This is a genomic window from Burkholderia pseudomultivorans (genome assembly GCF_001718415.1).
Classification (GTDB): domain Bacteria; phylum Pseudomonadota; class Gammaproteobacteria; order Burkholderiales; family Burkholderiaceae; genus Burkholderia; species Burkholderia pseudomultivorans_A.
Genome location: NZ_CP013378.1, coordinates 2,511,063 through 2,535,631 on the forward strand (window position 1 = coordinate 2,511,063; position 24,569 = coordinate 2,535,631).

Annotated in this window: 22 protein-coding genes; 9 read left to right on the plus strand and 13 right to left on the minus strand. The window is 69.1% G+C overall.

Translation table 11 applies throughout. The features are described 5' to 3' along the window. The first annotated feature begins 4 nt into the window (after positions 1 to 4). Positions 5 to 793: a molybdopterin-dependent oxidoreductase gene (locus tag WS57_RS23915; protein ID WP_059514422.1), complete on the plus strand. Its 789-nt coding sequence runs from the start codon at positions 5 to 7 to the stop codon at positions 791 to 793. Positions 794 to 851: 58 nt separating this feature from the next. Here the strand turns inward: WS57_RS23915 and WS57_RS23920 are convergent, their stop codons facing one another. Both WS57_RS23920 and WS57_RS23925 read right to left on the minus strand, forming a co-directional pair. Continuing rightward, positions 852 to 1,133 carry a helix-turn-helix domain-containing protein gene (locus WS57_RS23920; protein WP_009694344.1) on the minus strand — a complete coding sequence of 94 codons (282 nt, stop codon included), beginning with the start codon at positions 1,131 to 1,133 and terminating at the stop codon, positions 852 to 854. Then, on the minus strand, positions 1,130 to 1,483 hold the full coding sequence (locus tag WS57_RS23925; protein ID WP_059514424.1) for a type II toxin-antitoxin system RelE/ParE family toxin: 354 nt from the start codon (positions 1,481 to 1,483) through the stop codon (positions 1,130 to 1,132). The genes WS57_RS23920 and WS57_RS23925 overlap by 4 nt, the downstream gene beginning before the upstream one ends. A gap of 502 nt (positions 1,484 to 1,985) precedes the next feature. Between WS57_RS23925 and WS57_RS23930 the strand changes: the two genes are divergently transcribed. Beyond that, positions 1,986 to 3,167, plus strand: a complete 1,182-nt coding sequence (locus WS57_RS23930; protein ID WP_069244919.1) for an EamA family transporter — start codon at positions 1,986 to 1,988, stop codon at positions 3,165 to 3,167. Between the two features lie 30 nt (positions 3,168 to 3,197). On the opposite strand, the gene WS57_RS23935 is transcribed toward WS57_RS23930, so the two are convergent. The 8 genes from WS57_RS23935 to WS57_RS23970 all read right to left on the minus strand — a co-directional run bounded on the left by WS57_RS23935 (position 3,198) and on the right by WS57_RS23970 (position 12,052). Next, positions 3,198 to 4,394, minus strand: a complete 1,197-nt coding sequence (locus WS57_RS23935) for an MFS transporter (protein ID WP_059514428.1) — start codon at positions 4,392 to 4,394, stop codon at positions 3,198 to 3,200. A 163-nt stretch (positions 4,395 to 4,557) separates the two neighbouring features. Next, positions 4,558 to 5,382: a phosphodiesterase gene (locus WS57_RS23940; RefSeq protein WP_069244920.1), complete on the minus strand. Its 825-nt coding sequence runs from the start codon at positions 5,380 to 5,382 to the stop codon at positions 4,558 to 4,560. Between the two features lie 41 nt (positions 5,383 to 5,423). Then, positions 5,424 to 6,455 carry an ABC transporter ATP-binding protein gene (locus tag WS57_RS23945; protein WP_059514432.1) on the minus strand — a complete coding sequence of 344 codons (1,032 nt, stop codon included), beginning with the start codon at positions 6,453 to 6,455 and terminating at the stop codon, positions 5,424 to 5,426. Positions 6,456 to 6,468: 13 nt separating this feature from the next. Continuing rightward, entirely contained in the window at positions 6,469 to 7,359 is an 891-nt protein-coding gene (locus tag WS57_RS23950; protein ID WP_069244921.1) for an ABC transporter permease, read from the minus strand. Between the two features lie 11 nt (positions 7,360 to 7,370). After that, positions 7,371 to 8,195 carry an ABC transporter permease gene (locus WS57_RS23955; protein ID WP_059514436.1) on the minus strand — a complete coding sequence of 275 codons (825 nt, stop codon included), beginning with the start codon at positions 8,193 to 8,195 and terminating at the stop codon, positions 7,371 to 7,373. 6 nt (positions 8,196 to 8,201) lie between these two features. After that, complete coding sequence (locus WS57_RS23960) at positions 8,202 to 9,230, minus strand: ABC transporter substrate-binding protein (protein WP_009687499.1); 1,029 nt, start codon at positions 9,228 to 9,230, stop codon at positions 8,202 to 8,204. Positions 9,231 to 9,292: 62 nt separating this feature from the next. Then, positions 9,293 to 10,318 (minus strand): substrate-binding domain-containing protein, encoded by a 1,026-nt coding sequence (locus WS57_RS23965; RefSeq protein ID WP_069244922.1) that lies wholly within the window; start codon positions 10,316 to 10,318, stop codon positions 9,293 to 9,295. A 756-nt stretch (positions 10,319 to 11,074) separates the two neighbouring features. After that, positions 11,075 to 12,052, minus strand: a complete 978-nt coding sequence (locus WS57_RS23970) for an alpha/beta hydrolase (RefSeq protein ID WP_236871919.1) — start codon at positions 12,050 to 12,052, stop codon at positions 11,075 to 11,077. 225 nt (positions 12,053 to 12,277) lie between these two features. Here WS57_RS23970 and WS57_RS23975 point away from each other — a divergent pair, with 225 nt between their 5' ends. The 3 genes from WS57_RS23975 (at position 12,278) to WS57_RS23985 (ending at position 15,823) form a co-directional block, all read left to right on the plus strand. Further along, positions 12,278 to 13,318 (plus strand): AraC family transcriptional regulator, encoded by a 1,041-nt coding sequence (locus tag WS57_RS23975; protein WP_009692812.1) that lies wholly within the window; start codon positions 12,278 to 12,280, stop codon positions 13,316 to 13,318. A 99-nt stretch (positions 13,319 to 13,417) separates the two neighbouring features. After that, positions 13,418 to 14,047, plus strand: a complete 630-nt coding sequence (locus tag WS57_RS23980; protein WP_009692813.1) for an NAD(P)H-binding protein — start codon at positions 13,418 to 13,420, stop codon at positions 14,045 to 14,047. Positions 14,048 to 14,392: 345 nt separating this feature from the next. After that, a complete protein-coding gene (locus WS57_RS23985; RefSeq protein WP_040128811.1) occupies positions 14,393 to 15,823 on the plus strand; it encodes a purine-cytosine permease family protein in 1,431 nt (476 codons plus the stop codon). Positions 15,824 to 15,885: 62 nt separating this feature from the next. On the opposite strand, the gene WS57_RS23990 is transcribed toward WS57_RS23985, so the two are convergent. Next, the gene (locus WS57_RS23990) at positions 15,886 to 16,842 is read right to left on the minus strand and encodes a LysR family transcriptional regulator (RefSeq protein ID WP_059514440.1); all 957 of its coding nucleotides are present in this window, start codon (positions 16,840 to 16,842) and stop codon (positions 15,886 to 15,888) included. Between the two features lie 197 nt (positions 16,843 to 17,039). On the opposite strand from WS57_RS23990, the gene WS57_RS23995 reads away from it, so the two are divergent. From WS57_RS23995 to WS57_RS24010, 4 genes are all read left to right on the plus strand, one after another. Then, entirely contained in the window at positions 17,040 to 18,347 is a 1,308-nt protein-coding gene (locus WS57_RS23995) for an MFS transporter (protein ID WP_040127058.1), read from the plus strand. Between the two features lie 31 nt (positions 18,348 to 18,378). Further along, positions 18,379 to 19,650 (plus strand): Zn-dependent hydrolase, encoded by a 1,272-nt coding sequence (locus tag WS57_RS24000; protein ID WP_069244923.1) that lies wholly within the window; start codon positions 18,379 to 18,381, stop codon positions 19,648 to 19,650. Between the two features lie 31 nt (positions 19,651 to 19,681). Further along, positions 19,682 to 20,704 (plus strand): histone deacetylase family protein, encoded by a 1,023-nt coding sequence (locus tag WS57_RS24005; protein WP_059601905.1) that lies wholly within the window; start codon positions 19,682 to 19,684, stop codon positions 20,702 to 20,704. A 137-nt stretch (positions 20,705 to 20,841) separates the two neighbouring features. Further along, positions 20,842 to 21,135, plus strand: coding sequence for a hypothetical protein (locus tag WS57_RS24010; protein ID WP_009692823.1), 294 nt, complete (start codon positions 20,842 to 20,844; stop codon positions 21,133 to 21,135). Between the two features lie 86 nt (positions 21,136 to 21,221). On the opposite strand, the gene WS57_RS24015 is transcribed toward WS57_RS24010, so the two are convergent. Further along, complete coding sequence (locus WS57_RS24015; protein WP_069244924.1) at positions 21,222 to 22,850, minus strand: histidine-type phosphatase; 1,629 nt, start codon at positions 22,848 to 22,850, stop codon at positions 21,222 to 21,224. 208 nt (positions 22,851 to 23,058) lie between these two features. Then, on the minus strand, positions 23,059 to 24,537 hold the full coding sequence (locus WS57_RS24020) for a sensor domain-containing diguanylate cyclase (RefSeq protein ID WP_069244925.1): 1,479 nt from the start codon (positions 24,535 to 24,537) through the stop codon (positions 23,059 to 23,061). Positions 24,538 to 24,569 lie beyond the last annotated feature (32 nt).

Sequence of the window (24,569 nt, forward strand, 5' to 3'; positions counted from 1 at the left end):
CATCATGTCCGAACCCGCAGACAAGCGCGCAGGTGCGCGCTGGACGCTCGACCGCCGCGCACTCGAACTCGACGTGCGCCGCGAACTCGACATGCCGTCGCGGCGGCTGTTCAACCGGCGCATCCTGACGCTCGGCGGCCTGACGATGCTGACCGGCTGCACGCTGCAGGACGATGCGTCGGTCAACGCGTTCCTCGAGAAGGTGTCGCGCATGAACGACCGCGTGCAGGCGTGGCTGTTCAGCGGCGAGCGGCTCGCGCCGACCTACACGGAGGCCGACCTCACGCGGCCGTTTCCGTTCAACGCGTATTACGGGATCGACGACGTGCCGCACGTCGATGCGTCGAGCTACCGGCTGGTGCTGTCGGGGCGCGTGACGGGCAAGCGCGTGTGGACGCTCGACGAGCTGTATGCGCTGCCGCACGCGGAACAGATCACGCGGCACATCTGCGTGGAAGGGTGGAGCGCGATCGGGCGCTGGGGCGGCACGCCGTTCGGCGCGTTTCTCGCGCGCGTCGGCGCCGATACGCGCGCGAAATACGTGGGCTTCAAGTGCGCGGACGACTATTACGAAAGCATCGACATGCCGACCGCGCTGCATCCGCAGACGCTGCTCGCGTTCGACTACGACGGCCGCCGGCTGCCGCCGGAGTTCGGCTTTCCGATGAAGCTGCGGATGCCGACCAAGCTCGGCTACAAGAACCCGAAGCACATCATGGAGATCTTCGTGACCGATACGTACCCGGGCGGCTACTGGGTCGACCAGGGATACAACTGGTTCGGCGGCTCGTGATGCGCGGCGCGGCGGCGGACGTGTGCGCATGCCGCGCGACGGCGCCGACGGCGGTGCGCTACGGCGATGCGCGCACCTGCAGATCGACGCGCAAGCCGGCCGCCGCGGCCATGTTGACGAGCGCGTCGAGCCCGAACAGGTTGATCTTGCCGCGCATCAGGTCGGACACGCGCGGCTGCGTGACGCCGAGCAGCTGCGCGGCCTGCGCCTGGCTGAGTTCGAGCTGCGCGAGACGCTGCTTGAGCGCGATCATCAGTTCCGAGCGCAGCTTCATGTTCTCGGCCTCGGCCGGCGTGCCCTCGATCGCGTCCCAGACGCTCGGATAGCGTTTCTCGGTCATCGTTTCCACTCCATCAACAGGGCGCGATAGCGCCGGGTGGCCAGCTCCACGTCGGGCCGGCTCGTGCGCGCCGATTGCTTCCGGAAGCAATGAAGCACGTAGACGGCATCGGGGAACGTCGCGACATAGACGATCCGGAATGCGCCGCCCGCGTCGCGTATGCGAATCTCCCGCACGCCGGGGCCGATGGTACGCATCGGCTTCCAGTCGTCGGGCTCGTGGCCGCGCTGCACCTGGTCGATCTGATGGCCGGCTTCGCGTCGCGCGGGCGGCGGGAAGTCGCGCAGATCGGCGAGGGCGCTGCCGACGAACACGACGGACTTTTGCGGAAGGCTGGCTGGATTATACAAAATTTTGTATGGGCTGTCAGGGTTGTGGACGAACGGAGAAGGCGACGCGATGCGTGCGCCGTACCGTCACCATAAGCGCGAGACGGCGGTTGTCGTACCTGACCGGCCGACAGGCCGATGTAGCCGGCGCGACAGGACGAGCGCCCCGCATCGGCGGCCCGTCCGGATCGCCTTGCGTGCGCGGCCGCGCCGTCTCAGCCGTCGGTCCGGCCTGCCCGTCGCGCGAAAATGTCGCGCCGAAACGTCAGTCCTTATCCTTTCAGCCAGGTCGACCGATGCTTTCTAATCCTTAATGCGATAATGCGCGACGTGCGCAGCCGAAGCGGTTGCGCACGTTTTTTTGTCCGTCTGCCGCCGCTTGCCGGTTCTTATTCGTCGCCGTTCGCACTGCCATGTCGTTCCGCACGTCCGCTTCCGCCTTCCCGGTCCCGTCCGGGCCGTTTGCCGGCATCGCCGGCGTCCTTCAGCGGAGCACGCGGCGCGACGTGCGGGCAGGCTGACGATGACGCCGCTCGACCGCCTCCTCGATTTCCTCGCCCGCCTGCCGATCCGGATCCGCCTGCCGCAAAGCCGCGGCGGCCGCGTCGCGCTGGCGCTCGTGTTCATCTATTTCGTCTGGGGTTCGACCTACAGCGGCCTGCATTTCGCGCTGCAGTCGTTCCCGCCGCTGATGCTGTCCGGGCTGCGCAACCTGCTCGGCGGGATCGGCCTGTTCATCTTCGCGCTGCGGCGCAAGCCCGAATGGCCGACGCTGCTGGAGATCCGCAACTCGGCGATCGTCGGCACGATGCTGGTCGCGCTGTCGTCCGGCACGATCGCGCTCGGGATGCGCACGGTCAGCAGCGGCTCGGCCGCGGTGATGGTCGCCACGGTGCCGCTGTTCGCGACCGTGATCGCGGCCGTCGCCGGGCGGCCCGTGACCAAGGGCGAGTGGGCGGCCGTCGCACTCGGGATGGTCGGGATCGTCGTGCTGAACTCGGGCGGCGCGGCCGCCGACAATTCGGCGCTCGGCACGATCTGCGTGCTGGCCGGCGCGCTGTTCTGGGCGGGCGGCGCGCATCTCGCGACGCGCCTCAAGCTGCCGTCCGACCTGTTCCTGTCGACCTCGCTGCAGATCGGCCTCGGCGGGTTGATGTCCACGATCGTCGCGTGGCTGCTCGGTGAGCACGTCGAGCATGTCGCGGTGGGGCCGGTGTTCGCGTTCCTCTACCTGATGGTGTTCTGCACGATGGCCGCCTATGTCGCGTACGGCTATCTGATCCGCCACACGAGCCCGATCATCGCGAGCAGCTGCATGTACGTGAACCCGATCGTCGCGGTCGCGCTCGGCGCGCTGATGCTCGGCGAGCCCGTGACGACGGCCACCGTGGTCGCGACCGTCGCGATTCTCGGCAGCGTCGGGCTGTCGTTCCTGTTCGATCCCGCGCGCCGGCCCGCGGCGCGGGCGGCCGCTGCTGCTGCCGCGCCGGCCGTGGCGACGGCACCGGCAGCGGATGCGGCATCCGCTGCCGAACCGATCGCCGTGCCGGACGACGCGCCGATCCTGACGCCTTCCGCCGTACCGCTCGCAGTACCGGCGCCGGGCGCCGTCGTCGATCCGGCTGCCGTGATGGATCCCGCGCAGGCGTTTGCGCCGCCGCCCGCCGCCGAACCGGCTGCGGCTGTGACGCGCGCCGACGCCTGACGCAGCCGCCCCGGGCCGCGCCGGCTGCGCTCAGCCGCCGCGCGCGCCGCGATGATGGAACCAGCCGGCGAGCGCGGTAAACAGCAGCCCGGCCGCGCACATGCCGGTCCAGCCGAACGCGTGCCATGCGGCCACGCCGGCCGACGAACCGAGCGCGCCGCCGATGAAGTAGCACACCATGTAGACCGTGTTCACGCGGCTGCGCGCGTCGGGCTTCAGCGCATAGATGCGCGACTGGTTCGAGATCTGCGCGGCCTGCACGCCGACGTCCAGCACGATCACGCCGATCACGAGCCCGACGAGGCTCGACCCCGACAGCGCGAAGATCACGAACGATGCCGCGAGCAGTGCGATCGCGAGCGAGATGATCGCGCGCGGGCCGCGCTTGTCGGCGAAGCGTCCCGCATAGGGCGCGGCGAGCGCGCCGGCCGCGCCAACGATGCCGAACAGGCCGGCCGCCTGCGGGCCCAGGTGGAACGGCGGGCCGGCGAGCAGCAGCGTGAGCACCGGCCAGAACGCGCTGAATGCCGCGAACAGTGCGGCGCCCGTCAGCGACGCCTCGCGCAGTCCGCGCAATTCGACCGCCAGATGCCACATCGAGCCGAGCAGCTTGCCGTACGGCAGCGTCGAGGTCGGCGAGCTGCGCGGCAGCCGCAGCACGATCACCGCGGCAAGCGCGACGAGCGCCGCGACCGACGCGCCGAACACCGTGCGCCAGCCGAAATACTGGGCGACGAAGCCGGCGGCGGTGCGGGCCAGCAGGATGCCGAGCAGCAGCCCGCTCATCACGGTGCCGACGGCTTGTCCGCGTTCGGCCGGCGGCGCGATCTCGGCCGCAAACGGCACGGCCTGCTGCGCGATGGTCGCGAGCACGCCGATCGCGAGGCTCGCGACGGCGAGTACCGCCAGCGACGGCGCGAGGGCCGCCACGATCAGCGCGATCGACAGGCCCGCGATCTGCATCAGGATCAGCCGGCGGCGGTCGAACCGGTCGCCGAGCGGCGCGAGCAGGAACATCCCGGCCGCATAGCCGAGCTGGGTCGCGGTCGGCACGGCGCCGATCCACGACGCGCCGTCGGGAAAGGACGCGCGGAAGCTGTCGAGCAGCGGCTGGTTGTAGTAGATGTTCGCGACCGAGACGCCCGCGATCGTCGCGAGCAGCAACAGCAGGCTGCGCGAGTAGTGGGGCGAGGCTTCGGCCGGACGGTCGGTGGAGGCAGTGGACATGGCGGCACGGTGCGGAGTGGGGCGTCCGGCACGCGGCGCGCGCCGGACGTCGATCGAGGGTGCCGATCATACCGGAGCGCGATGAATCCTGCCGGGCAGCGGGCGGGTATGACGGCGCTTCGCCCGATGGAGGGGCGAAGGCGCCGCGCAGCCAGCCGCTGCGTCAGTCGACCAGTTCCCCGCTCGGCTCGTAGAACGGATAAGGCCCGTCGCCTTCGTCCACGTACACGTGATGCGACGTCATCCCCGCTTCCGGCGTATGGCGATGCACCGCGAACGCCGGCGGCTCGAGCCGGAACGCGGACGGCCCGTCGGCGCGCAGGTCGAAGGCGACCTGGTGCGCGGGCGCCGGCACGGCCGACGCGAGCGTGCCGCCGAAGCGCGCGAACATGGTCCGGTGCACGTGGCCGCACAGCACGCGTTCGACGTTGGGGTGGCCGCGCAGCAGCGCGTCGAGCTTCGCGGCGGCCGGCGGCGCAAGGCGCAGCGCGTCCATGTGCGCGATTCCCGCCACGAACGGCGGGTGATGCAGCGCGACGATCACCGGCCGCTCGCGCGCGGCGTCGAGCTGGCCGGCAAGCCAGCCGAGCCGCGCATCGCACAGATCGCCGTGGCTCGCGCCGGGCACCTGCGAATCGAGCGCGAGCACGCGCACGCTGCCGACGTCGAGCGCGTACTGCACGAATTCGCCGCCCTGCAGCTCGGGGCGGTCGAGGAACGCGCGGCGCAGCCCGCCGCGGTCGTCGTGATTGCCGACCATCAGGTAATACGGAATCTCGAGCGGCGCGAGCAGTTCGCGCAGATGGCGGTACTCGTCGTCGTGGCCGAAATCGGTCAGGTCGCCGGTGACGAGCACCGCGTCGGGGCGCGGCACGAGCGCATTCAGGCGCGCGATGCAGCGCGCGAGCGCGGCCGCCGTGTCGACGCGCCGGTACGCGAGCTGGCCCGGCCGCTTGATGTGGAGATCGCTGATTTGAGCAAGCAGCATCGTCGTTCCTCGGAATCTTCGGATAATGTTGGGGGCGCGCGTCACGCGCCGAGCGCGATCAGGCCCTCCGCCGCGATCGCGATGCCGACGGTCGTGCCGCGTGCCAGTTCGATGCGGCCCGGCACGTCGATCACGATCGGTTCGGGCGCCGCCTGCTCGATCGTGAGCCGCGTGCGCTCGCCGAGGAACGCGCAGGCGCCGACCGCGCCGCGCAGCGGCGCATGCGCGGGATCGGCGAGCTGCGCGTCCTCGGGACGGAAGAACCACTCGTCGGCGGCGTGCGGCGTGACGATCGCGCCGCCCGTCGTCACGAGCGCGCCGTCCCGCCATTGTCCTGCAAGCCGGTTCAGCGTGCCGATGAACTGCGCGACCGTGCGGCTCGCGGGCCGGTAGTAGATGTCGCGCGGCGTGCCGATCTGCTCGATGCGGCCCGCGCCCATCACGACGATGCGATCGCCGAGCTCCATCGCCTCGGCCTGGTCGTGCGTCACGTAGACGGTCGTCACGCCGAGCTCGCGCAGCAGCGCATTCATCTCGCGACGCAGCACGTCGCGCAGCTTCGCGTCGAGCGCGGTCAGCGGTTCGTCGAGCAGCAGCACGCGCGGACGCACCGCGAGCGCGCGGGCCAGCGCGACGCGCTGGCGCTGACCGCCCGACAGCTGGTCGATCGGCTTGTCGGCGTGCGCGTCGAGCCGCATCATCGCGAGCAGCTCGTCGACGCGCTCGCGCAGCGCACGCGGCTCGGTCCTGCGAATCTTCAGCCCGTAGCCGACATTGCCGCGCACCGTCAGGTTCGGAAACAGCGCGTAGTTCTGGAACACCATGCCGACCTGCCGGCGCTCGATCGGCAGCGCCGTCACGTCGTCGTTGCCGAACGCGATCGTGCCGCCGGCATCCGGCGTGTCGAGGCCCGCGATCAGGCGCAGCGTGGTCGTCTTGCCGCAGCCCGACGGTCCGAGCAGCACGAGCGTTTCGCCCGCGCCGATCGACAGGTCGAGCGGTTCGAGCACGCGCGTGCCGCGAAACGTTTTCGCGCAGCGGGTCAGCGTGATGGGAATGGAATCGAGTTTCATCGGAACAGGAAAGTCAGCGAGGGCGGCGCTTCGCGGCGCGCGTGCCGGACGGATCGGCGCCGAGCCACTGCATGGCGACGAGCAGCGGCAGCGTCATCAACAGGAACAGGATCGTGTACGCGCTGCCGACTTCGAGACGCAGCGACGCATAGGTGTCGGCGAGGCCGACCGGCAGCGTCTTCGTGTCGGGCGTGTGCAGCATCCACGTGAGGTTGAATTCGCCGATCGACAGCGTGAGCACCGCGAGCGCGCCCGCGACGATGCCGGGGCGCAGGTTCGGCAGCACGATCGTGACGAAGCGCGTGGCGAACGACGCGCCGAGGCTGGCCGCGCCTTCCTCGAGCGTGCGCAGGTCGGCGCTGGCCGCGACGGCCGCGACGGCGCGCACCATGAACGGCAGCGTGAACACGACGTGGCCGGCGACGATGAACCACAGGCTCATCCGGAATGCGGTGAAGCCGCCGTAGACGATCAGCAGCGCGAGCGCCGACGCGAGGCCCGGCAGCGCGACGGGCAGCACCAGCGCTTCCTCGATCGCGCGCGCGGCGCGGCTCGGGCTGCGCGCGAGCGCATAGCCGGCCGGCACGCCGACCACGAGCACGATCGCGAGCGTCGCGAACGCGACGGCGAGCGACAGCCAGATCGAGCCGTGATACTGCTGCCACACCTGTTCGAGCCAGCGCAGCGTGAGGCCGCTCGACAGCCCGCGGAAATAGTTGACGGTCAGGCCGGCGAGCACCGACATCACGACCGGCACGATCAGGAACGCGCACAGCAGCAGCGTGACGCCCCATTGCAGCGCGGCGATCGCGCGCGCACCGGTGATGCGCGGCGCGCGCCGGGCGACGCCGGTCGCGTGCGCCGGAGCCGGCGACTGGGTGGAAGAGCCGGAAATCGATGGCATGACGGCAATCCTCAGGCCGCGGCGGCGGCGGTGTGGCCCGTGAAGCGGCGCGCGAGCGCGAGCACGGCCCATGTGACGACGCCGAGCACGATCGACAGGCCGGCGGCCGTCGCGATGTTCGCGTTCAGCGTGAACTCGGTATAGATCGTCATCGGCAGCACGTTCAGGTCGGTCGCCAGCGTGAACGCGGTGCCGAACGCGCCCATCGCGGTCGCGAAGCAGATCGCGCCGGCCGCGACCAGCCCCGGCGCGAGCGCGGGCAGCACGATGTCGGCGAAGATGCGCCACGGCGACGCGCCGAGCGAGCGTGCGGCTTCCTCGAGCGACGCGTCGAGCTTCGACGCGGCCGCGATCACGGTGACGATCACGCGCGGAATGGAGAAGTACAGGTAGCCGACGAACAGCCCGGCGATCGAATACGCGAACACCCACTTGTCGCCGGTCAGCTTCGCGGACAACACGCCGATCAATCCCTGCCGCCCGGCGAGCATGATCACCATGAAGCCGACGACGACGCCCGGGAACGCGAGCGGAAAGGTCAGCAGCGCGAGCAGCACGCGCTTGCCGGCGAATTCGCGGCGCGCGAGCAGCAGGCCGGAAATCGTCGACAGCGCGAGCGTCGCGAGCGTGACGCCCGCGGACAGCGCGACGGTCGCGCCGAGGCTTTTCATGTAGCGCGCGTCGCCGAGCAGCGCCGCGTACCGCGCGACGAACCCGCCGTCGGCGGAGACATGCACGAGCGCGGCCATCGGCAGCAGCCAGAACGCGGCGAACACCGCGAGCGCCGGCGCGACGAGCGCGATGCGCCAGCGCAGCGGGAAGGTCAGGTCGAGCATCGGCGCTTACTGCATCACTTGCAGGTATTGCTGGCCGAACGCCTGCTGGCCGGCGGCCATCCTGCCGAAGTCGACCGGCTTCGCGCGCGCATACTCGCTGGCCGGCAGGAATTTCGACGCGATGTCGGCGGGCAGCGTCTGCGCGCGCACCGGACGCAGATAGGCGCTGGCCCACAGCTTCTGGCCTTCGTCGGACAGCACGAAGTCGAGCACCTTCTTGCCGTTCGCGTCGTGCGGCGCGCCCTTCACGAGGCTCATCACGTACGGCACCGCGATCGTGCCTTCCTTCGGGATCACGAACTCGACGTTCGCGTTGTCCTTGTACTTCGCGCGGTATGCGTCGAAGTCGTAGTCGAGCAGGATCGGAATCTCGCCGGACAGCACGCGCGCATAGGCGGTCTGCTTCGGCACGATCGGCGCGTTCGCCTTCAGCTTGCGGAACCAGTCGAGCGCCGGCTTGAAGTTGTCGAGGCTGCCGCCGAGCGCCTGGTTGACGGCGACCGCGCCCGCATAGCCGACGAACGCGCTCGACGGATCGAGATAGCCGACCATGCCCTTGTATTCGGGCTTCAGCAGATCGGCCCAGGAGCGCGGCACGGGCTTGCCGTCGAGTGCGTCCTTGTTGACGAAGAAGCCGAGCGTGCCCGAGTGGATCGCGAACCAGTAACCCTGCGGATCCTTCAGGTTCGCGGGGATGTCGTTCCAGTGCGCGGGCTTGTACGGCGCGATCACGCCCTTGTCCTTCGCCTGGAACGCGGAGGACACGCCGAGGTAGACGACGTCGGCGACCGGGCTCTTCTGCTCGGCGATCAACTGCGCGATTGCCTGGCCCGAGTTCTTGTTGTCGAACGGCACGCGGATGCCGGTTTTCTGCTTGATCGCGGCGATCTGCGCGGCCCAGTCGGCCCATTCGGGCGGGCAGTTGTAGCAGATCGCGGTTTCGTCGGCATGGGCAGCGCCCGCACCGGCGAGGAGGGCGGCGCAGGCGAGCGGGGCTGCGAGCGTGCGCAGCAGCGAGGTCAGGCGGATAGGCACGGTGAGGTCTCCGGACGAGGGTGGGGCGCACGTCGCCGCGCACGCGGGCGCGGCGCGCGCGTTCAGGCGTGGCGCAGCTGCAGGTCGGCGGCCGGCGGCGCGACCGTCGCGCCGTCGCGCACCGCGTGCGGCAGGATCAGCGACGCTCGGTCGATGGTCGCGCCGCCGATCGACTCGACGAGGCGCAGCCAGGCGTGACGACCGATGTCGCGGTTCGGCGTCGCGACGCTCGCGAGCGGCGGCGCGAGCAGTTCGCCGAGCGCGATGCCGTCGAAGCCGAGCACCGACAGGTCGTCGGGGATCGAGAAGCCGGCGCGGCGCAGGCCGCGCATCACGACCATCGCGAGCAGGTCGTTGCTGCAGAACAGCGCGGTCGGGCGCGTCGCCTGCGCGGTCAGGTGCGCAAGCACCGCGTCGGGCAGTTCGGGCGCGTTGAAGTCGACCTCGACGGGCGGCAGCGTCGCGACGCCGCTTTCGTCGAGCGCCTGCGCATAGCCGAGATGGCGCTGGCGCGCGCGGTCCGACGCGGCGAGCGAACCGGCGAGCATCAGCACGCGGCGGTGGCCGCGCGCGGTCAGCAGCCGCACGCCGTCGTACGCGGCGCGGCGATTGTCGACGGATACCGACGGGCGACGCTGCGTGTCGTTGTGCATCAGCACGTAGTGCGGGCCGTCGCGATCGAGCATGTCGAGCAGCGGGTGCGTGTCCGCGTCGGCGACGGTCAGGATCAGGCCTTCGACGCGCTGCTCGCGCAGCGTTTCGATCGCGTGGCGCTCGCGCGCCGCGTCGTATTCGGTCGTCATCAGGATCAGCTTGAAGCCGGCCGCGGTGGCGAGTTCGTCGATGCCCTGCAGGCAGTCGGCGAACACGGGGTTCGACAGCGTCGGCAGCACGACGCCGATCAGGCGCGTGCGTTCGCCGCGCAGCTGTCGGCCGAGCGGGCTCGGGCGGAACTGCAGCGTGTCGATTGCCGCGCGGATCGTTTCGAGCGTGGCGGGGCTGACCGTGTGCGGTGCGTTGATCGCACGCGACACGGTGGCGATCGAAAAGCCCGACAGGGCGGCGACATCCTTGATGGTCGAGGTCATGTGGGAGCCCGATGTAAACGTTTTCGGCACGGTGATTATCGAAAACGTTTATGACCTGTCGATGACGCGTGAAGGGGGCGTATCGCGGCGTGCGTGCGGTCCGGAAGCAAGACGATCGGCGCAGCGGGCACGGCAGTCTGGATTGTATCGGCGGATGCGTCAATGGGGAGTGAAACCCGGATGCGTTGCCGGAGCCGCGTTGCTTGCGGTGGCGTTGTTCAGGCCGCGCATCGCTGCGTCGGGCGCGCGAAAGCATGCTTCGACGGCGCGCGACATGCTCGAATCAGGGAACGCATGCGCGACCAATGGTAGAATCGCGTCCGCCCTGTTGCCGGGGTGATGAAATTGGTAAACATAGCGGACTTAAAAGATTGAGTGCCCGGCCGGAAACGGTCGGTGCAGAACCCTTCAAATTCGGCGAAACCCCTGATGTGCGCATCGAGGCAACGCCGAGCCAAGCCTCGCGGCCTGCGCGAGGAAGGTGTAGAGACTAGACGGGGGGCGCCTAAGGCGCACGGGCACGCAGCACGCCCGCGCGCGACGGTGAAGGCATAGTCCAGCGCACGAACGATGTCGTTCCGACGACGTCGGCTTCGAAAGAAGCAGTGTGACGAAAATCCGCCGCCTTAACTGGCTTGCCGGTTCGAGTCCGGTCCCCGGCACCAAGCGACTGTCGAGCCGCGCCCGACCTCGACCCCGCCCCCCGCGAGCATCCTCGATCCCCGCGGTTTTTTTGTCGGTCCGCGCGCAACGAACCTACGGCAGCGTCCGCGTGTCGGCCGCGCTCGTCGTCACCTCCCGATAGAACCCGTCGATCGCATCGACCATCTGCGACAGCCCCGGCTGTTCCAGCGGATAGTGTCCCGCGTTGTCGAGCATCACGACCTTCACCGGCTCCTTGCGGATGCGCTGCAGAAACGGTTCGCTCAGATGCAGCGGCGTCCAGCGGTCGGCGGCCGGCTGCGTCAGCAGCACCGGGCAGACGGCGAAATCCTCCGGCTCGACCGCTGGCCGATACGTCATGTAGGAACTCAGAAAGGCCATCGTCATCGCATTGCCGGCGGACGTGCGATCGGACAGCCATACCTTCAGCGCAGCGGGGTCGTTGACCAGCGCGGACATCTTGCTGGCCATCGTCATCGGGATGCGCATCGACCTGACGAGCGGCGTGTGCGCGGCGAGATGCGTCATCGGGCCGCCGACGCGGCTCATGAACAGGTTGCGCGCGGTCTCGTCGCGCACCTGCTGGCTGCGCTGGTCGAGAAAGGTCATGCCGACGATGCCCTTGACCTTGCCGTTCAGTGCGGCCACGTGATACGTCAGCATGCCGCCCGCGCTCAGCCCGTACAGCACGATCGGCCGGTCGTCCTTCGCGCGCTCGGCGTCGATCAGGTCGCTGCCGGCCTGCACCCAGTCGTCGTAGCGGATCAGCGCGCCCTTGGCGACTTCGGTCATCCCGTATTCGGGCATGTCGACCGCGATCGTCTCGTAGCCGCGGCGCGCGAGCTGCTCGCCGAGGATCATCGACATCTGCCGGCCGTTGGTGCCCACGCCGTGGAACAGGATCACATTCACTTTCGCCTGCGGATTGCGATACGTGTCGAGATGGAGACGGTTGCCGTGCCAGTTCCACCATTCCTCGCGCGGCAGCTGGCTGTCGTTCCACTGGAACTCGGGCGGCAGGAATTTCTGCATGTCGCGCCAGACGGTCTGGTCGGCGTAGGTCTTGGGCATGGCGGCGGAATCCGGTAAGGAGAGCGAGACGGCATCGTCGGCAAATGCGGGGGCATGCAGCGCGCCCGACACGCCGAGGGCCAGCAGCAGCTTTTTTGCCGAATGGGGATGCAGGGCAGGTTTCATGGCGGTGACGATCCGTGCGGGTTGCGATGACCTCATCATGCTCGGCGGGCGTTGCGCGATCCATGCTGGCGCGGGCCAACCGCTTTAGAATCCAGGCCAATGGATATCGCGAGGCGCTTCATGACCGTCTGGAACTTCGCACGCAGCCCGGCTTCCGTCCTGCTCATGATCGAGTTCGGGCGCAGCAGGGCCATCGCGCCGGCCGCGCTGCTCAAGGGCTCGCAGCTCACGCTGAAGCAGCTCGCCGATCCGGATTTCACGGTGCTGGCCGCGCAGGAGCTGACCGTCGCGTCGAACCTGCTGAGCCTGACCGGCAACGAGGCGGGCGTCGGGCTGAAGGTCGGGCTGTCCTATCAGCTGTCGGCCTACGGACTGCTCGGCTACGGGCTGATGAGCAGCGCGACGGGCCGTGACGCGATCGCGCTCGGCAGCCGCTATCTGGCGCTGACCTATACGTTCGTCGGCATGCGTTATCGCCGCGTCGGGACGCACGACGCGGTCGTGTTCGAGCCGTCGCCGGAATTGTCCGCGCAGCTGCAGCGCTTCTTCGTCGAGCGCGCGATGGGGGCGACCTGCCGCGTGCTGCGCGACGTGATGGGCCCGGCCTTCGCGCTCGCGACCTTCGATCTCGCATACGGCGCCGAGCCGGGTGCCCGTCAGCAGGTGCTGGGCACCAAGGTCCGGTACGAACGGCCGGCGAGCACGATCACGTTCGAGCACGCGCAGCTCGAACGTCCGCTGCCGCAGGCGAACGCCGCCACCGCGGCGATGTGCGAGCGGATGTGCGCCGAGCTGCTGTCGCGCAGGCGCACGCGCGTCGACATCGTGTCGTTCCTCAACGAATACCTGGCCACGCACGCGTTCGAAAGGCCGCCGCAACTGAAGGACGTCGCGGCGCTGCTCAACACGAGCGAGCGCACGCTCAAGCGCCGGCTTCAGGAAGAGGGCGCGTGCTTTCGCGACATCTCGAACGCGGTGCGCAAGGCGCGCGCGCAGGCGCTGGTTGCCGAGGGGCGCCTGTCGATCAAGGAGATCGCGCAGGAACTGGGGTTCAGCGACCTGTCGTCGTTCTCGCAGGCGTACAAGCGATGGACGGGCGTGGCGCCGAGCGTGTCGCGGCAGGGCGCGGGCGGTTCGTAGCGCAGGTATGTGGCGCGGGTTCGCGGCGCGGCGGCACGACCGTACACTATGGCGATGCACCGTCAGGCATCGGCGGGCCGCGAAAAGGAGCGAGCGAACATGAAACTGCTGCTGGTCGGCGCGACCGGACTGGTCGGACGCCACGTCCTCGATGCGGCGCTCGCCGATCCGCGCGTGACGCGCATCGTCGTCGTCGCGCGCCGTCCGTTGTCGTCGCATCCGAAGCTGCAGGCCGTGACGGTCGACTTCGAGCAGCTGCCCGCCGACGCCGACTGGTGGCGCGCCGACGCCGTGATCTGCACGCTGGGCACCACGATGCGCGTCGCCGGGTCGCAGGCGGCATTCCGGCGCGTCGACCACGACTATCCGCTCGCGGTCGCGCGGCTCGCACATCGGCACGGCACGCCGACCTATGTGCTGAATTCCGCGCTCGGCGCGGATCCGGCGTCACGCGTGTTCTACAGCCGCGTGAAGGGCGAAGTGGAGCGCGCGCTCGCGGACGTCGGGTTCACGTCGCTCACGTACGTGCGTCCCGGCCTGATCGGCGGCAGCCGCGACGCGTTCCGGCTCGGCGAGCGCGCGCTGCTGCTCGCACTGGGAGTCGCGGGCGCGCTGCTGCCGCGGAAGTGGCGCGTGAATCCCGCGCCACGGATTGCGCAAGCGCTGCTCGATGCCGCGCTCGATGCGCGGCCGGGCGTGCACGTCGTCACGTCCGACCGGCTGGTCTGAGCGGCGAACGAACGGCGTCGCCGGCTGCCGACGATGCCACCGTCAGCCTTTCTGTTTCCCTACACCCGGCATCACACCGCGAGTCGTGCACCGGCCGGTCTACACGCCTAAAAAAGCGGCGAAAGACGGGTATTTCCGGATAGGAGACAAGTTGTATATACAAGATGATGCGCAGGCAATGCCGGCCCGCGTCGCGCCGCGTGCGCGTCGCCGTGCGGATCATGCATGCGCGGCGCCTGCCCGCGATCCACGACGACCCGCGTCGAAGCGCCGAAAACGGCGGCTCGACACGTTCCGCGTCCCGTTCGAACCATTTGTCGTCCCGAGTCATCTGGAGATTTGCCCGTGTCAACGAATCCCACTGGAAACGCCGGCGGCCTGATCGAGGTCCGCTCGATCGACTTCATTCCCGACGCCGAGCGCCACGGCGGCTTGCTGAGCCAGTTCACGCTGTGGCTGTCGGCGAACATGCAGATCACCGCGATCGTCACGGGCGCGCTGGCGGTCGTGCTCGGCGGCGACGTGTTCTGGTCGCTGGTCGCGCTGCTGCTGGGCCAGCTGATCGGCGGCGCGGTGATGGCGCTGCACGGCGCGCAGGGGCCGCAGCTCGGCCTGCCGCAGATGATTTCGAGCCGCGTGCAGTTCGGCGTGTATGGCGCGATGATCCCGATCGTGCTCGTGTGCCTGATGTACGTCGGTTTTTCCGCGAGCGGCTCGGTGCTGGCCGGGCAAGCCGTCGCGCAGCTGCTGCATATCGACGACGCGGCCGGCATCCTGCTGTTCGCGGCCGTGATCGTCGTGCTGACCGTGTGCGGTTATCGCGCGATCCACTGCGTCGGCCGGATCGCGAGCGTGATCGGCATCGTCGCGTTCGTCTACATGTTCACGCAGCTGTTCGCGAACCACGACATCGGCGCGCTGCTCGCGAACCGGCACTTCTCGCTGGCGAGCTTCCTGCTGTCGATGTCGCTGTCCGCGTCGTGGCAGATTGCATTCGGCCCGTACGTCGCCGACTATTCGCGCTACCTGCCGCGCTCGACGTCGTCGCTCGGCACGTTCTTCGCGGTCGGCCTCGGCTCGGTGATCGGCGCGCAGGCTGCAATGGTGTTCGGCGTATTCGCGGCGGCGCTGGCGGGCAGCGGCTTTGCGCACCATGAAGTCGCGTATATCGTCGGCCTCGGTTCGACCGGCGCCGTGGCCGCGCTGCTGTATTTCAGCATCGCGTTCGGCAAGGTCACGGTGACGGCGCTCAACGCCTACGGCAGCTTCATGTCGATGGCGACGATCGTCAGCGGCTTTCGCGGCAAGCGCGCGGTGTCGTCGCGCAGCCGCATGGCCTACATCTTCGGGATGATCTGCGTGTCGACGCTGCTCGCGCTCGCCGGCCGGCATTCGTTCCTGAAGGAATTCACCGCGTTCATCCTGTTCCTGCTCGCGTTCTTCACGCCGTGGAGCGCGATCAACCTCGTCGACTACTACTGCTTCACGCGCTCGCGCTACGACGTGCCCGCGCTGTCCGACCCGGACGGCCGCTACGGCCGCTGGAACGCGATGGCGATCGCGATCTACGTGATCGGCATCCTCGTGCAGCTGCCGTTCATGTCGACGCACCTCTACACGGGGCCGCTCGTCGATGCGCTCGGCGGCACCGACATCTCGTGGATTCTCGGCCTCGTCGTGCCGGCCGTGCTGTATTACGTCGGCGCGCGCGCGTCGCGACGCAGCATCCCCGACCGCCTGATCCTGCCGCTCGAGCGCGGCGAAGCCCAACCCTGAAGGCGCGCACCGGGCCGGCATGTGCCGGCCCGGGCGGGCTGCCGCGCCCGCACCGGCGGTCGCTAATTCCCCAGCCGCTCGGCCAGCGCATAGCGCTGCATGCAGCGCTCCATCGCGTCGAGAAACGCCAGCTCGGCCGCATTCATCTTGCGCTCGCGATGCCAGAGCAGGAACACGTCGACGTCGACCAGCCCGTCGTCGGGCGGCAGCCGCCACAGCCGCTGCTGCGCGATGTCGTCGCGCACGATGTGTTCGGGCAGGCAGCCGATCCCGTAGCCCGCGAAGATCAGCCGCCGCACTTCCTCGAGGCTCGGCGACGACGCGACGATGCGCCCGGTGAAGCCCTTCTGGTCGCGAAATACCGTGAGCGGCGACAGGCTGTCGCCGATCTGGTCGCTCGTGAACGACACGAAGTTTTCCGCGAGCAGGTCCTCCATCCGCAGTTGCGTCTGCCCGAACAGCCGGTGATGGCGGCCGCAATAGATCGCATAGCGCTGGCGCAGGAAGCAGCGCATCTCCAGCTTGTCGTGCGGCGTGCGGCACAGGCCGAGCCCGGCCGTCGCGGTCTTCTGCAGCAGCGACGACAGGATGTCCGACGAGCGCATCACGTCGATCTGCAGGTCGATGCGCGGATACGCGCGATGGAAGTCGGCCAGGAATTCGTCGTAGACGGGCGACTCGATGCGGCTCACGGTCAGCAGGCGGATCGAGCCGGTGAGGTCGGCGCTGCCGTCGTCGAGTTCGGTTTCCAGGCGCGAGATGCCGCCGTAGATGTCGCTCGCGATCCGGTAGACGGCCTCGCCGGCCGGCGTCGGCGCGAAGTGCGCGCCGCGCCGCTCGATCAGCCGGCGCTCGAGCGCGTCTTCGAGCCGCCGCAGCGCCTGGCTCACGGCCGGCTGCGTCACGTGCAGGCGCGCGGCGGCGCGGCTCACGCTGCGCTCCTGCATGATCACCAGATAGGTGCGCAGCAGGTTCCAGTCGAGGCGGTCGTTCAGGAAAGGGGCGAGGTCGGGGCGCATCGGGTCTCCTCAGCGAGGCGTCGGGTCGAGCCAGGCATTAGTCGAATTTATATCGCGAATAATAACTTGAAATTTGACTAATGATTTGCGGTCGCCGATAAAGGAGGGGCGCCGCATCGTGCGGCGCGAGGCCGCGCAAGACGGCCGGCCATCACGATATGGCGCGCCGCCCGACGCGGCGCGCATCAGGAGCACGCATGACCCAGTCCCTTCCTTCGGGCCGCCAGCCGGCTCGCGCGGCGACCGCCGCCTTCATCGGCACGATGATCGAGTGGTACGACTTCTACATCTACGCGACCGCCGCGGCGCTCGTGTTCGGCGAGTTGTATTTCCCGTCGCACGATCCGTTCGTCAGCACGATGGCGTCGTTCGCGACCTTCGCGGTCGGCTTTTTCGCGCGACCGCTCGGCGGCATCGTGTTCGGCCATCTCGGCGACCGCATCGGCCGCAAGAAGGCGCTGATGACGACGCTGATGATGATGGGTGTCGCGACCGTCTGCGTCGGGCTGCTGCCCGATTATTCGAAGGTCGGCGTGCTCGCGCCGGTGCTGCTCGTCGCGCTGCGCATCGTGCAGGGGATCGCGGTCGGCGGCGAGTGGGGCGGCGCGGTGCTGATGGCCGGCGAGCATGCGCCGCAGGGGCGCCGCACCTTCTTCGCGTCGTTCGCGCAGCTCGGCAGCCCGGCCGGGCTGATCCTGTCGCTGGTCGCGTTTCGCGCGGTCACGTCGATGGACAAGGCCGATTTCCTCGCCTGGGGCTGGCGCCTGCCGTTTCTCGCCAGCTCGGTGCTGCTGGTGGTCGGCATCCTGATCCGGCTCGGCGTGAACGAGTCGCCGGAATTCGCGCGCGTGAAGGAAGCGAACCGCACGGTGAAGCTGCCGGTCGCCGAGGTGTTCCGTTCCGCGTGGGGGCTCGTGCTGCTGTGCATCGGCGCGAACACGATCGGCATCGCCGGCGTCTATTTCACGAACACCTTCATGATCGCGTACACGACGCAGTACGTCGGCGTGTCGCGCTCGCTGATCCTCGACAGCCTGTTCGCGGTCGCGATCATCCAGTTCGTCGCGCAGCCGATCGCGGCGTGGATCGCCGAGCGCATCGGCGGTGCGCGCTTCCTGAAGCTCGCGGCGCTGCTCGCGATGCTGTCGCCGTACCCGATGTTCGTGCTCGTGCAGGGCGGCACGTCCGCGTCGCTCGTGACGGGCATCGCGCTCGCGGTCGTCTGCATGTCGGGCTTCTATTCGGTGATCGCGGGTTTCGTCAGCGGCGTGTTCCCCGCGCACGTGCGCTACTCGGCGATCTCGCTCGCGTACCAGATCTGCGGCGCGGTCGCGGGCGGCCTGACGCCGCTCGTCGGCACCTGGCTCGCGCATCGCTTCACCGGCCAGTGGTGGCCGCTCGCGGTGTTCTACACGTGCCTGGCCGGCATCTCGCTGCTGTGCATCGTCGCGCTCGACGCGCGCCGCGCCGCGCGGCCGGCCGTCGAAGCGGTCGGCTCGCACTGAGCGTCAACGAACGAAGTCATCCGGAGTCCCTATGAAAGACCTGTTGGAAATCGACGGCGGCCGCCTGTGGCAGAGCCTGACGGACATGGCGCGCATCGGCGCGACGCCGCGCGGCGGCGTGCGGCGGCTCGCGCTCACCGAAGACGACCGGCGCGGCCGCGAACTGTTCGCGCAGTGGTGTCGCGACGCGGGCATGACGGTCAGCGTCGATGCGGTCGGCAACCTGTTCGCGCGGCGCGACGGCGCCGACGCGCAGGCCGCGCCGGTCGTGATCGGCAGCCATCTCGACACGCAGCCCGAAGGCGGCCGGTTCGACGGCGTCTATGGCGTGCTCGCCGGGCTCGAACTCGTGCGCACGCTGAACGATGCGGGCATCGTGACCGACAAGCCGCTCGAGATCGTGTCGTGGACCAACGAGGAGGGCGCGCGCTTCGCGCCGGCGATGCTCGGCTCGGCGGTGTTTACGGGCGCGCTGCCGCTCGACGACGCGCTCGCGAAGCAGGACGCCGACGGCATCACGCTCGGTGCCGCGCTCGAAGCATGCGGCTGCCGCGCGACGCGCGCGACCGGCGGCGCGGTGGATGCGTATTTCGAAGCGCATATCGAGCAGGGGCCCGTGCTCGAAGCGAACGGCACGACGATCGGCGTCGTCACGGGCGGGCAGGCGATCCGCTGGCTCGACGTGACCGTGACGGGCGTGGCCGCGCACGCGGGCACGACGCCGATGCCGTATCGCAAGGATGCGTATTTCGCGAGCGCGCAAATGGCGCTCGAACTCGAACGGATCGTCGCCGGCTTCGCGCCGCGCGGGCTCGCGACGATCGGGCAGGTCGGGATCCGCAACGCGTCGCGCAACACGATTGCCGGCGACGTGACGTTCACCGTCGACCTGCGCCATCACGACGATGCACAGGTCGACGCGATGGAGCACGCGCTGCGCGATGCGTGCGCACGCGTGGCCGCCGCGCGCGGCGTGCAGGTCGCGATCGACACCTGCTGGCGCAGCCCCGCGACGCCGTTCGATCGCGACTGCGTCGAGCTCGTCGCGCAGGCGGCGGCCGCGTTCGGTTATACGAACGAGCGGATCGTCAGCGGCGCCGGGCACGATGCGATCCTGCTCGCGCGCCATTATCCGACCGCGATGGTGTTCATTCCGTGCGTCGACGGGCTGTCGCACAACGAGGCCGAGGATGCGCTGCCCGACGACGTGACGCGCGGCACGAACGTGCTGCTGAATGCGGTGCTCGCGCGCGCGGGCGTCGCGGCGCATGCCGAGGATGCGACGACGGCGCGCAGCGCATGACGCGCGCCACCGACACGAACGAGGACGATCGATGAAAACCTATTTCCATCCCGAACAGTTGCTGCATCATCCGCGCACCTACCTGTCGCGCGGCCAGATGCGCTCGCCCCAGGAAGTGCCCGAGCGCGCCGCGCGTCTGGTCGCGGCCGTGCGCGGGCTCGACTTCGACGTACGCGAGCCGGCCGACCGCGGCACGGCGCCGATCGCGGCCGTGCACGACATGAACTACCTGCGCTTTCTCGAGGACGCGCATCGCGACTGGAAGCAGATGCCCGACGACTGGGGCGACGAAGTGATGTCGAACATCTTCGTGCGCGATCCGAATCCGCTGCGCGGCGTGCTCGCGAAGGCTGCGCGCTATCTCGCCGACGGCAGCTGCCCGGTCGGCGCGAACACGTGGCGGGCCGCCTACTGGTCCGCGCAGAGCGCGCTCGCGGCGGCGGCGGACGTGAACGACGGCGCGCGCGATGCGTATGCGCTGTGCCGCCCGCCCGGCCATCACGCGCGCCGCGATGCGGCGGGCGGCTTCTGCTACCTGAACAACGCGGCGATCGCCGCGCAGGCGCTGCTCGGCCGCCATCGCCGCGTCGCGATCCTCGACACCGACATGCATCACGGCCAGGGCGTGCAGGAGATCTTCTACGGTCGCGACGACGTGCTGTACGTGTCGATCCACGGCGATCCGACCAACTTCTATCCGGTCGTCGCGGGCTACGAGGAGGAGACGGGCGCGGGCGCAGGCGACGGCTTCAACCTGAACCTGCCGATGCCGCACGGCGCGCCGGAGTCGGTGTTTTTCGAGCGGCTCGACGATGCGCTGCGCGCGCTCGCGCGCTTCGAGCCCGATGCGCTGGTGCTCGCGCTCGGCTTCGACATCTACAAGGAGGATCCGCAGTCGCAGGTCGCGGTGACGACCGACGGCTTCGGCCGGCTGGGCGGTGCGATCGGCGCGCTCGGGCTGCCGACCGTGATCGTGCAGGAAGGCGGCTATCACCTCGAAAGCCTCGACGCGAACGCGCGAGCCTTCTTCGGCGGGTTCGCGGCCGCGCGCTGAGCTCGCCGGACGGTTCGCACCGCGCTGCGGCGCCGTGCGAACCGGGGTCGGGTCGCGATCCCGTGCGTTCAAGTTTTCCGCTTGCATGCCGTTAATTCGCGCATACGCTGGATGAATGCACGAAGGAGGAGCGGATCATGAACGCTTGCGGCCGAATCGGATGCGGCGCGATCGCGCTTGCGGTGCTGGGCACAGGGCCGCTTTCGTGCCGGGCCGAGCCGTCGATTCCGCTCCGGGTCAGTCTGACGATCCCGGAAACGTGCACGATCGCGCCCGCCGCGCAGCCGGGCGCCGGTGCGGACGCGCCGGGCGTCAGCTGCGCGCGCGGCACGCCGTTCGTGCTGAGTCATGCGCCGACGCCCGATCCGCGCTCGACGCCGCCGCGCAGCAGCAGTGCGGGCGCGTCGCCCGCATGGACCGTCACGTTCTGAACCGGGGCGTCGGCAGCCCGTTGCAATCGGGACGATGAATCCGGAGCGGGCGAGACGACCGCCGGTCGATCGGGCGTCCAGGCGCCTCACCGATAGCCGTAGCACTGCTTCAGCCCGGCGTAATCGTAGTAGTGGCTGCCGGGCGCAATCTTCGCGCCGTCGCACGCGGCCTGGAAATCCGTCTCGCGCTCGTTGTACAGCATCTTGACGATGAGCCGCGACCCGTTGCGGTAGACATCCCACTGCATGTTCGCGGCCATCGGCGACACCTGATCGCCGCGCCACGGGTTGTTCGCATACGTGTACGTCTGCGCCTGCGGCGTCGGCACGAACACGTTCTTCAGGTTCATGATCGACGCGAACGGAATCACGACCTCCGCGTGCGTGAAGCGCAGCTTCGCGGCGCGCGTCAGGTCGCCGCGCGCGATCGCCTCCACCTCGGCGAAAAAATCGTCCTGCAGGACCTTCGCCATCCGGTAGGTCCGCGGATTCGCTTCCTGGATGCCGGGCCCCTTCTGGTAGTAGTCCTCGGCGTCCTGCAGGTAGGCGAGATATTGCGCCTGCTCGGCGCCGATGTACTTTTCCATCGTGACGCCGCCGGTTTCCGCCGTCATCGCGGGCGCGACCTGCATCAGGTTGTACAGCACGTTCACCGCATCGACGGGCGTCGCGATCTTCGTCTTGCCGTCGCCCTTCAGCGTGTTGGTGAACTTGCCGTCCGCCGACGTGAACGCATGGGTGCCGGTGTTCGAGAACGTGTAGCCGTCCGAGCCGAGTTTCGCGATGAAGGCGGGCGACAGCAGGGCGGACAGCACCGTTTGCGCGACCTCGGCCGCCTGCGGCGCGGCCTTGATCGCCTTCAGCTTCGCGGCCACGGTCGCGTCGCTTGCATAGGCCTGGTACGCCTGGCTCGCCTGATAGGTCGCATAGTACGGATCGCCCGAATCGGTCACGAGGTCGGAGGCCGGCTTCAGCGAGTGGAAGTACAGCAGAAAGCGATTGGTGCCGGCCGGCTGCGCGACCGGTGCGCCCGCCGGATAGCCGGCCGGCGCGGCCGGCAGCGTGATCGCCGGCGCCAGTGCAGGGCGGGCGGCAACCAGTGCCGCGGAGAAATACGTCGAGCTGTCGACCGCGCGGTCCTGGCCCGAGTTGACGACGACCACCTGCCGGTTGCCCGCCGCGAACAGCGCGGGCAGCCGCTGCGCGAGACGCGTGGCGAGCTGCTGCTGTTCGCGGATGCCCGTTTGCGTGAGGTTGCCGTAGCCGGGCGTCGAGATGCCCGGCACGCCATAGCCGAGCAGCGCATTCGCCTTCATCATCGTGTACGTATCGGCCTTGAGCTGCGCCCCGAGCGCGGTCAGTGCGCCGTCGGCCTCGGCCTTGACCAGCATCGCGTAGATCGCGCCGTCGTACTTGAAGCCCGACAGCCCACGCGAGCCGTGACGCGCGACGAGTTCGGTGTAGACCGGCGCGTATCCGGCCGGCGGCGCTTCGTACGTCGCGGCGTCCTGCTGCGGGCGGTACGGTGTCTTCGTCTGGTAGTAGGTCGCGGGCGTCGGTGCCGGCGGCTGCGGCTGCGGTTGCGGCTGCGGTGCGGGCGTCGTGCCGTGGTTGTCGGCCGACGCGGCGGGCGGCGTCGAGTCCTCGCCGCCGCAAGCGGCGAGCAGCAGGCAGGCGATCGTCAGGGCGGCGGTAGTGCGGATGGGGCGTGTCATCGTGGCGGGCAGCGGACGGAACGATGCGAATGCGCGTCGTTTCGGCTCCGGGAGCGAGTGATCGAGCCCGGAAGTGTGGCAAGCGACTTTGACAGCGAAATGTCAGGATGCGGTTGGCAAATCGTCGGATTGCCGGCGGCGGGGGCGTGGACGGCATGCGCGACATCGCGGCCGCAACGCTGACGGCTACGCCGAAACCGGCTCGCGCCTAGGCCGGATGCCGGGCGGCGGAAATCTTGTTTCGACCGGTTGCCTTCGCGTAGTACAACGCCTCGTCCGCGGCCTTGATGATTGCGCCGGGATCGTCGTCGTGCTCGGGCGTCCAGCTGGCCAGACCGATACTCGCGGTGACGCGGCCGTATTCGCTGCCGGCATGCTCGAGGCCCAGTTCGTTGATGGCGAGCCGGATGCGCTCGGCGATCTGCGCCGCGCCGTTTTCCGACGTGTCGGGCAGCAACACGACGAATTCTTCGCCGCCATAGCGGGCCGCGACGTCCGCCGGCCGACGGATGCTGTCGCCGATGCAGCGGGCGACAGCGGCGAGCGCGTCGTCGCCGGCCTGATGGCCGTAGGTGTCGTTATAGGCCTTGAAGCGGTCGACGTCGACGAACAGCAGCGAGAAGACCGAACGCATGCGACGTGCGCGGCGCCATTCCCTGTCGAGGACCTCGCCGAAGCTGCGGCGATTGTCCAGGCCGGTGAGGCCGTCGGTGCGGGCGAGCAGGATCAGTTCGGACTCGGCCCGCATGCGGCGTCGAAGCTGGCTGCTGAGCAGGACGGAAAGCGCGATGAACGCCGCGCCGAACGTGGCGACGAGGGCGCCGATCGTCATTGCGCGCCGGTACCATGCCGCATAGATGTCCTGTTCGGCTTCGGCGACCATCAGGATCAAGGGCAGGTGCGGCAGGGTCTTGAAGTAATACAGGCGACGCACGCCGTCGATCGTCGACTTCTCGAGAAAGGAGCCTTCGGGCGCGAGGCGGAACCGGCGGAAAGTGGCGGCGCCGCGGATGTCGCGCCCGACGGTGTGTATGTCGTACGGCTGGCGCATGACCATGATGCCGTCGGTGCCGATCAGGGAGATCGACCCGTGCGGGCCCAGCGCCAGGCCGGCGAACAGCGTGTGGAAGTACTCGAGATTGATGGCGATCAGGGCGACGCCGGCGAATGAGCCGTCCGGGTTCGAGATGCGGCGGGTCAGCGCGATGCTCGGCGTGCCGCCGCGCAGGCGCGACTCGAACGGATCGCTGATGTACAGCCCGACGTCGTCGCGATCGCGGTGAACCGTGAAGTACTTGCGATCCGCGAAATTGCCTTTGCGCGGTATATCGTTCTGCGAGTCGAGGACGATATTGCCGTGTGCGTCGAGCACCAGCATCGAGCCCAGATATTGGGCCGTCATCGCGTGGTCGAACAGCACGCTGCGACGCAATGCCGGCGCGGCGGCCATCACGTCCGGCCGCTGGACGCCTTGAATCACCGCTTCGAGCGAAAGATTGTACAGCTCGAAATTGCGGGCGATGTCGCGCTCGGCGACCAACACCAGGTTGTGTGAAGTCTCGCGCGCCCGATCGAGCGCATCGTTCCGGCTCTGGAACAATTGCAATATGCATAGCCCCATGAGCGCGCATGCGATCAACACGCCGATGGCGACGACATAATGAGGCGCTGACGAGCGCGCTTGCATCCGTTTCCTCGATGGAGGGCGCATTCGCGCCG

Excerpts from the sequence above, each read along its gene's own strand:
- WS57_RS23915 (WP_059514422.1), top strand. The coding sequence starts at position 5 with ATGTCCGAACCCGCAGACAAGCGCGCAGGTGCGCGCTGGACGCTCGAC.
- WS57_RS23920 (WP_009694344.1), bottom strand. The coding sequence starts at position 1,133 with ATGACCGAGAAACGCTATCCGAGCGTCTGGGACGCGATCGAGGGCACG.
- WS57_RS23930 (WP_069244919.1), top strand. The coding sequence starts at position 1,986 with ATGACGCCGCTCGACCGCCTCCTCGATTTCCTCGCCCGCCTGCCGATC.
- WS57_RS23935 (WP_059514428.1), bottom strand. The coding sequence starts at position 4,394 with ATGTCCACTGCCTCCACCGACCGTCCGGCCGAAGCCTCGCCCCACTAC.
- WS57_RS23940 (WP_069244920.1), bottom strand. The coding sequence starts at position 5,382 with ATGCTGCTTGCTCAAATCAGCGATCTCCACATCAAGCGGCCGGGCCAG.
- WS57_RS23945 (WP_059514432.1), bottom strand. The coding sequence starts at position 6,455 with ATGAAACTCGATTCCATTCCCATCACGCTGACCCGCTGCGCGAAAACG.
- WS57_RS23950 (WP_069244921.1), bottom strand. The coding sequence starts at position 7,359 with ATGCCATCGATTTCCGGCTCTTCCACCCAGTCGCCGGCTCCGGCGCAC.
- WS57_RS23955 (WP_059514436.1), bottom strand. The coding sequence starts at position 8,195 with ATGCTCGACCTGACCTTCCCGCTGCGCTGGCGCATCGCGCTCGTCGCG.
- WS57_RS23965 (WP_069244922.1), bottom strand. The coding sequence starts at position 10,318 with ATGACCTCGACCATCAAGGATGTCGCCGCCCTGTCGGGCTTTTCGATC.
- WS57_RS23970 (WP_236871919.1), bottom strand. The coding sequence starts at position 12,052 with ATGCCCAAGACCTACGCCGACCAGACCGTCTGGCGCGACATGCAGAAA.
- WS57_RS23975 (WP_009692812.1), top strand. The coding sequence starts at position 12,278 with ATGGATATCGCGAGGCGCTTCATGACCGTCTGGAACTTCGCACGCAGC.
- WS57_RS23980 (WP_009692813.1), top strand. The coding sequence starts at position 13,418 with ATGAAACTGCTGCTGGTCGGCGCGACCGGACTGGTCGGACGCCACGTC.
- WS57_RS23990 (WP_059514440.1), bottom strand. The coding sequence starts at position 16,842 with ATGCGCCCCGACCTCGCCCCTTTCCTGAACGACCGCCTCGACTGGAAC.
- WS57_RS23995 (WP_040127058.1), top strand. The coding sequence starts at position 17,040 with ATGACCCAGTCCCTTCCTTCGGGCCGCCAGCCGGCTCGCGCGGCGACC.
- WS57_RS24000 (WP_069244923.1), top strand. The coding sequence starts at position 18,379 with ATGAAAGACCTGTTGGAAATCGACGGCGGCCGCCTGTGGCAGAGCCTG.
- WS57_RS24005 (WP_059601905.1), top strand. The coding sequence starts at position 19,682 with ATGAAAACCTATTTCCATCCCGAACAGTTGCTGCATCATCCGCGCACC.
- WS57_RS24010 (WP_009692823.1), top strand. The coding sequence starts at position 20,842 with ATGAACGCTTGCGGCCGAATCGGATGCGGCGCGATCGCGCTTGCGGTG.
- WS57_RS24015 (WP_069244924.1), bottom strand. The coding sequence starts at position 22,850 with ATGACACGCCCCATCCGCACTACCGCCGCCCTGACGATCGCCTGCCTG.
- WS57_RS24020 (WP_069244925.1), bottom strand. The coding sequence starts at position 24,537 with ATGCAAGCGCGCTCGTCAGCGCCTCATTATGTCGTCGCCATCGGCGTG.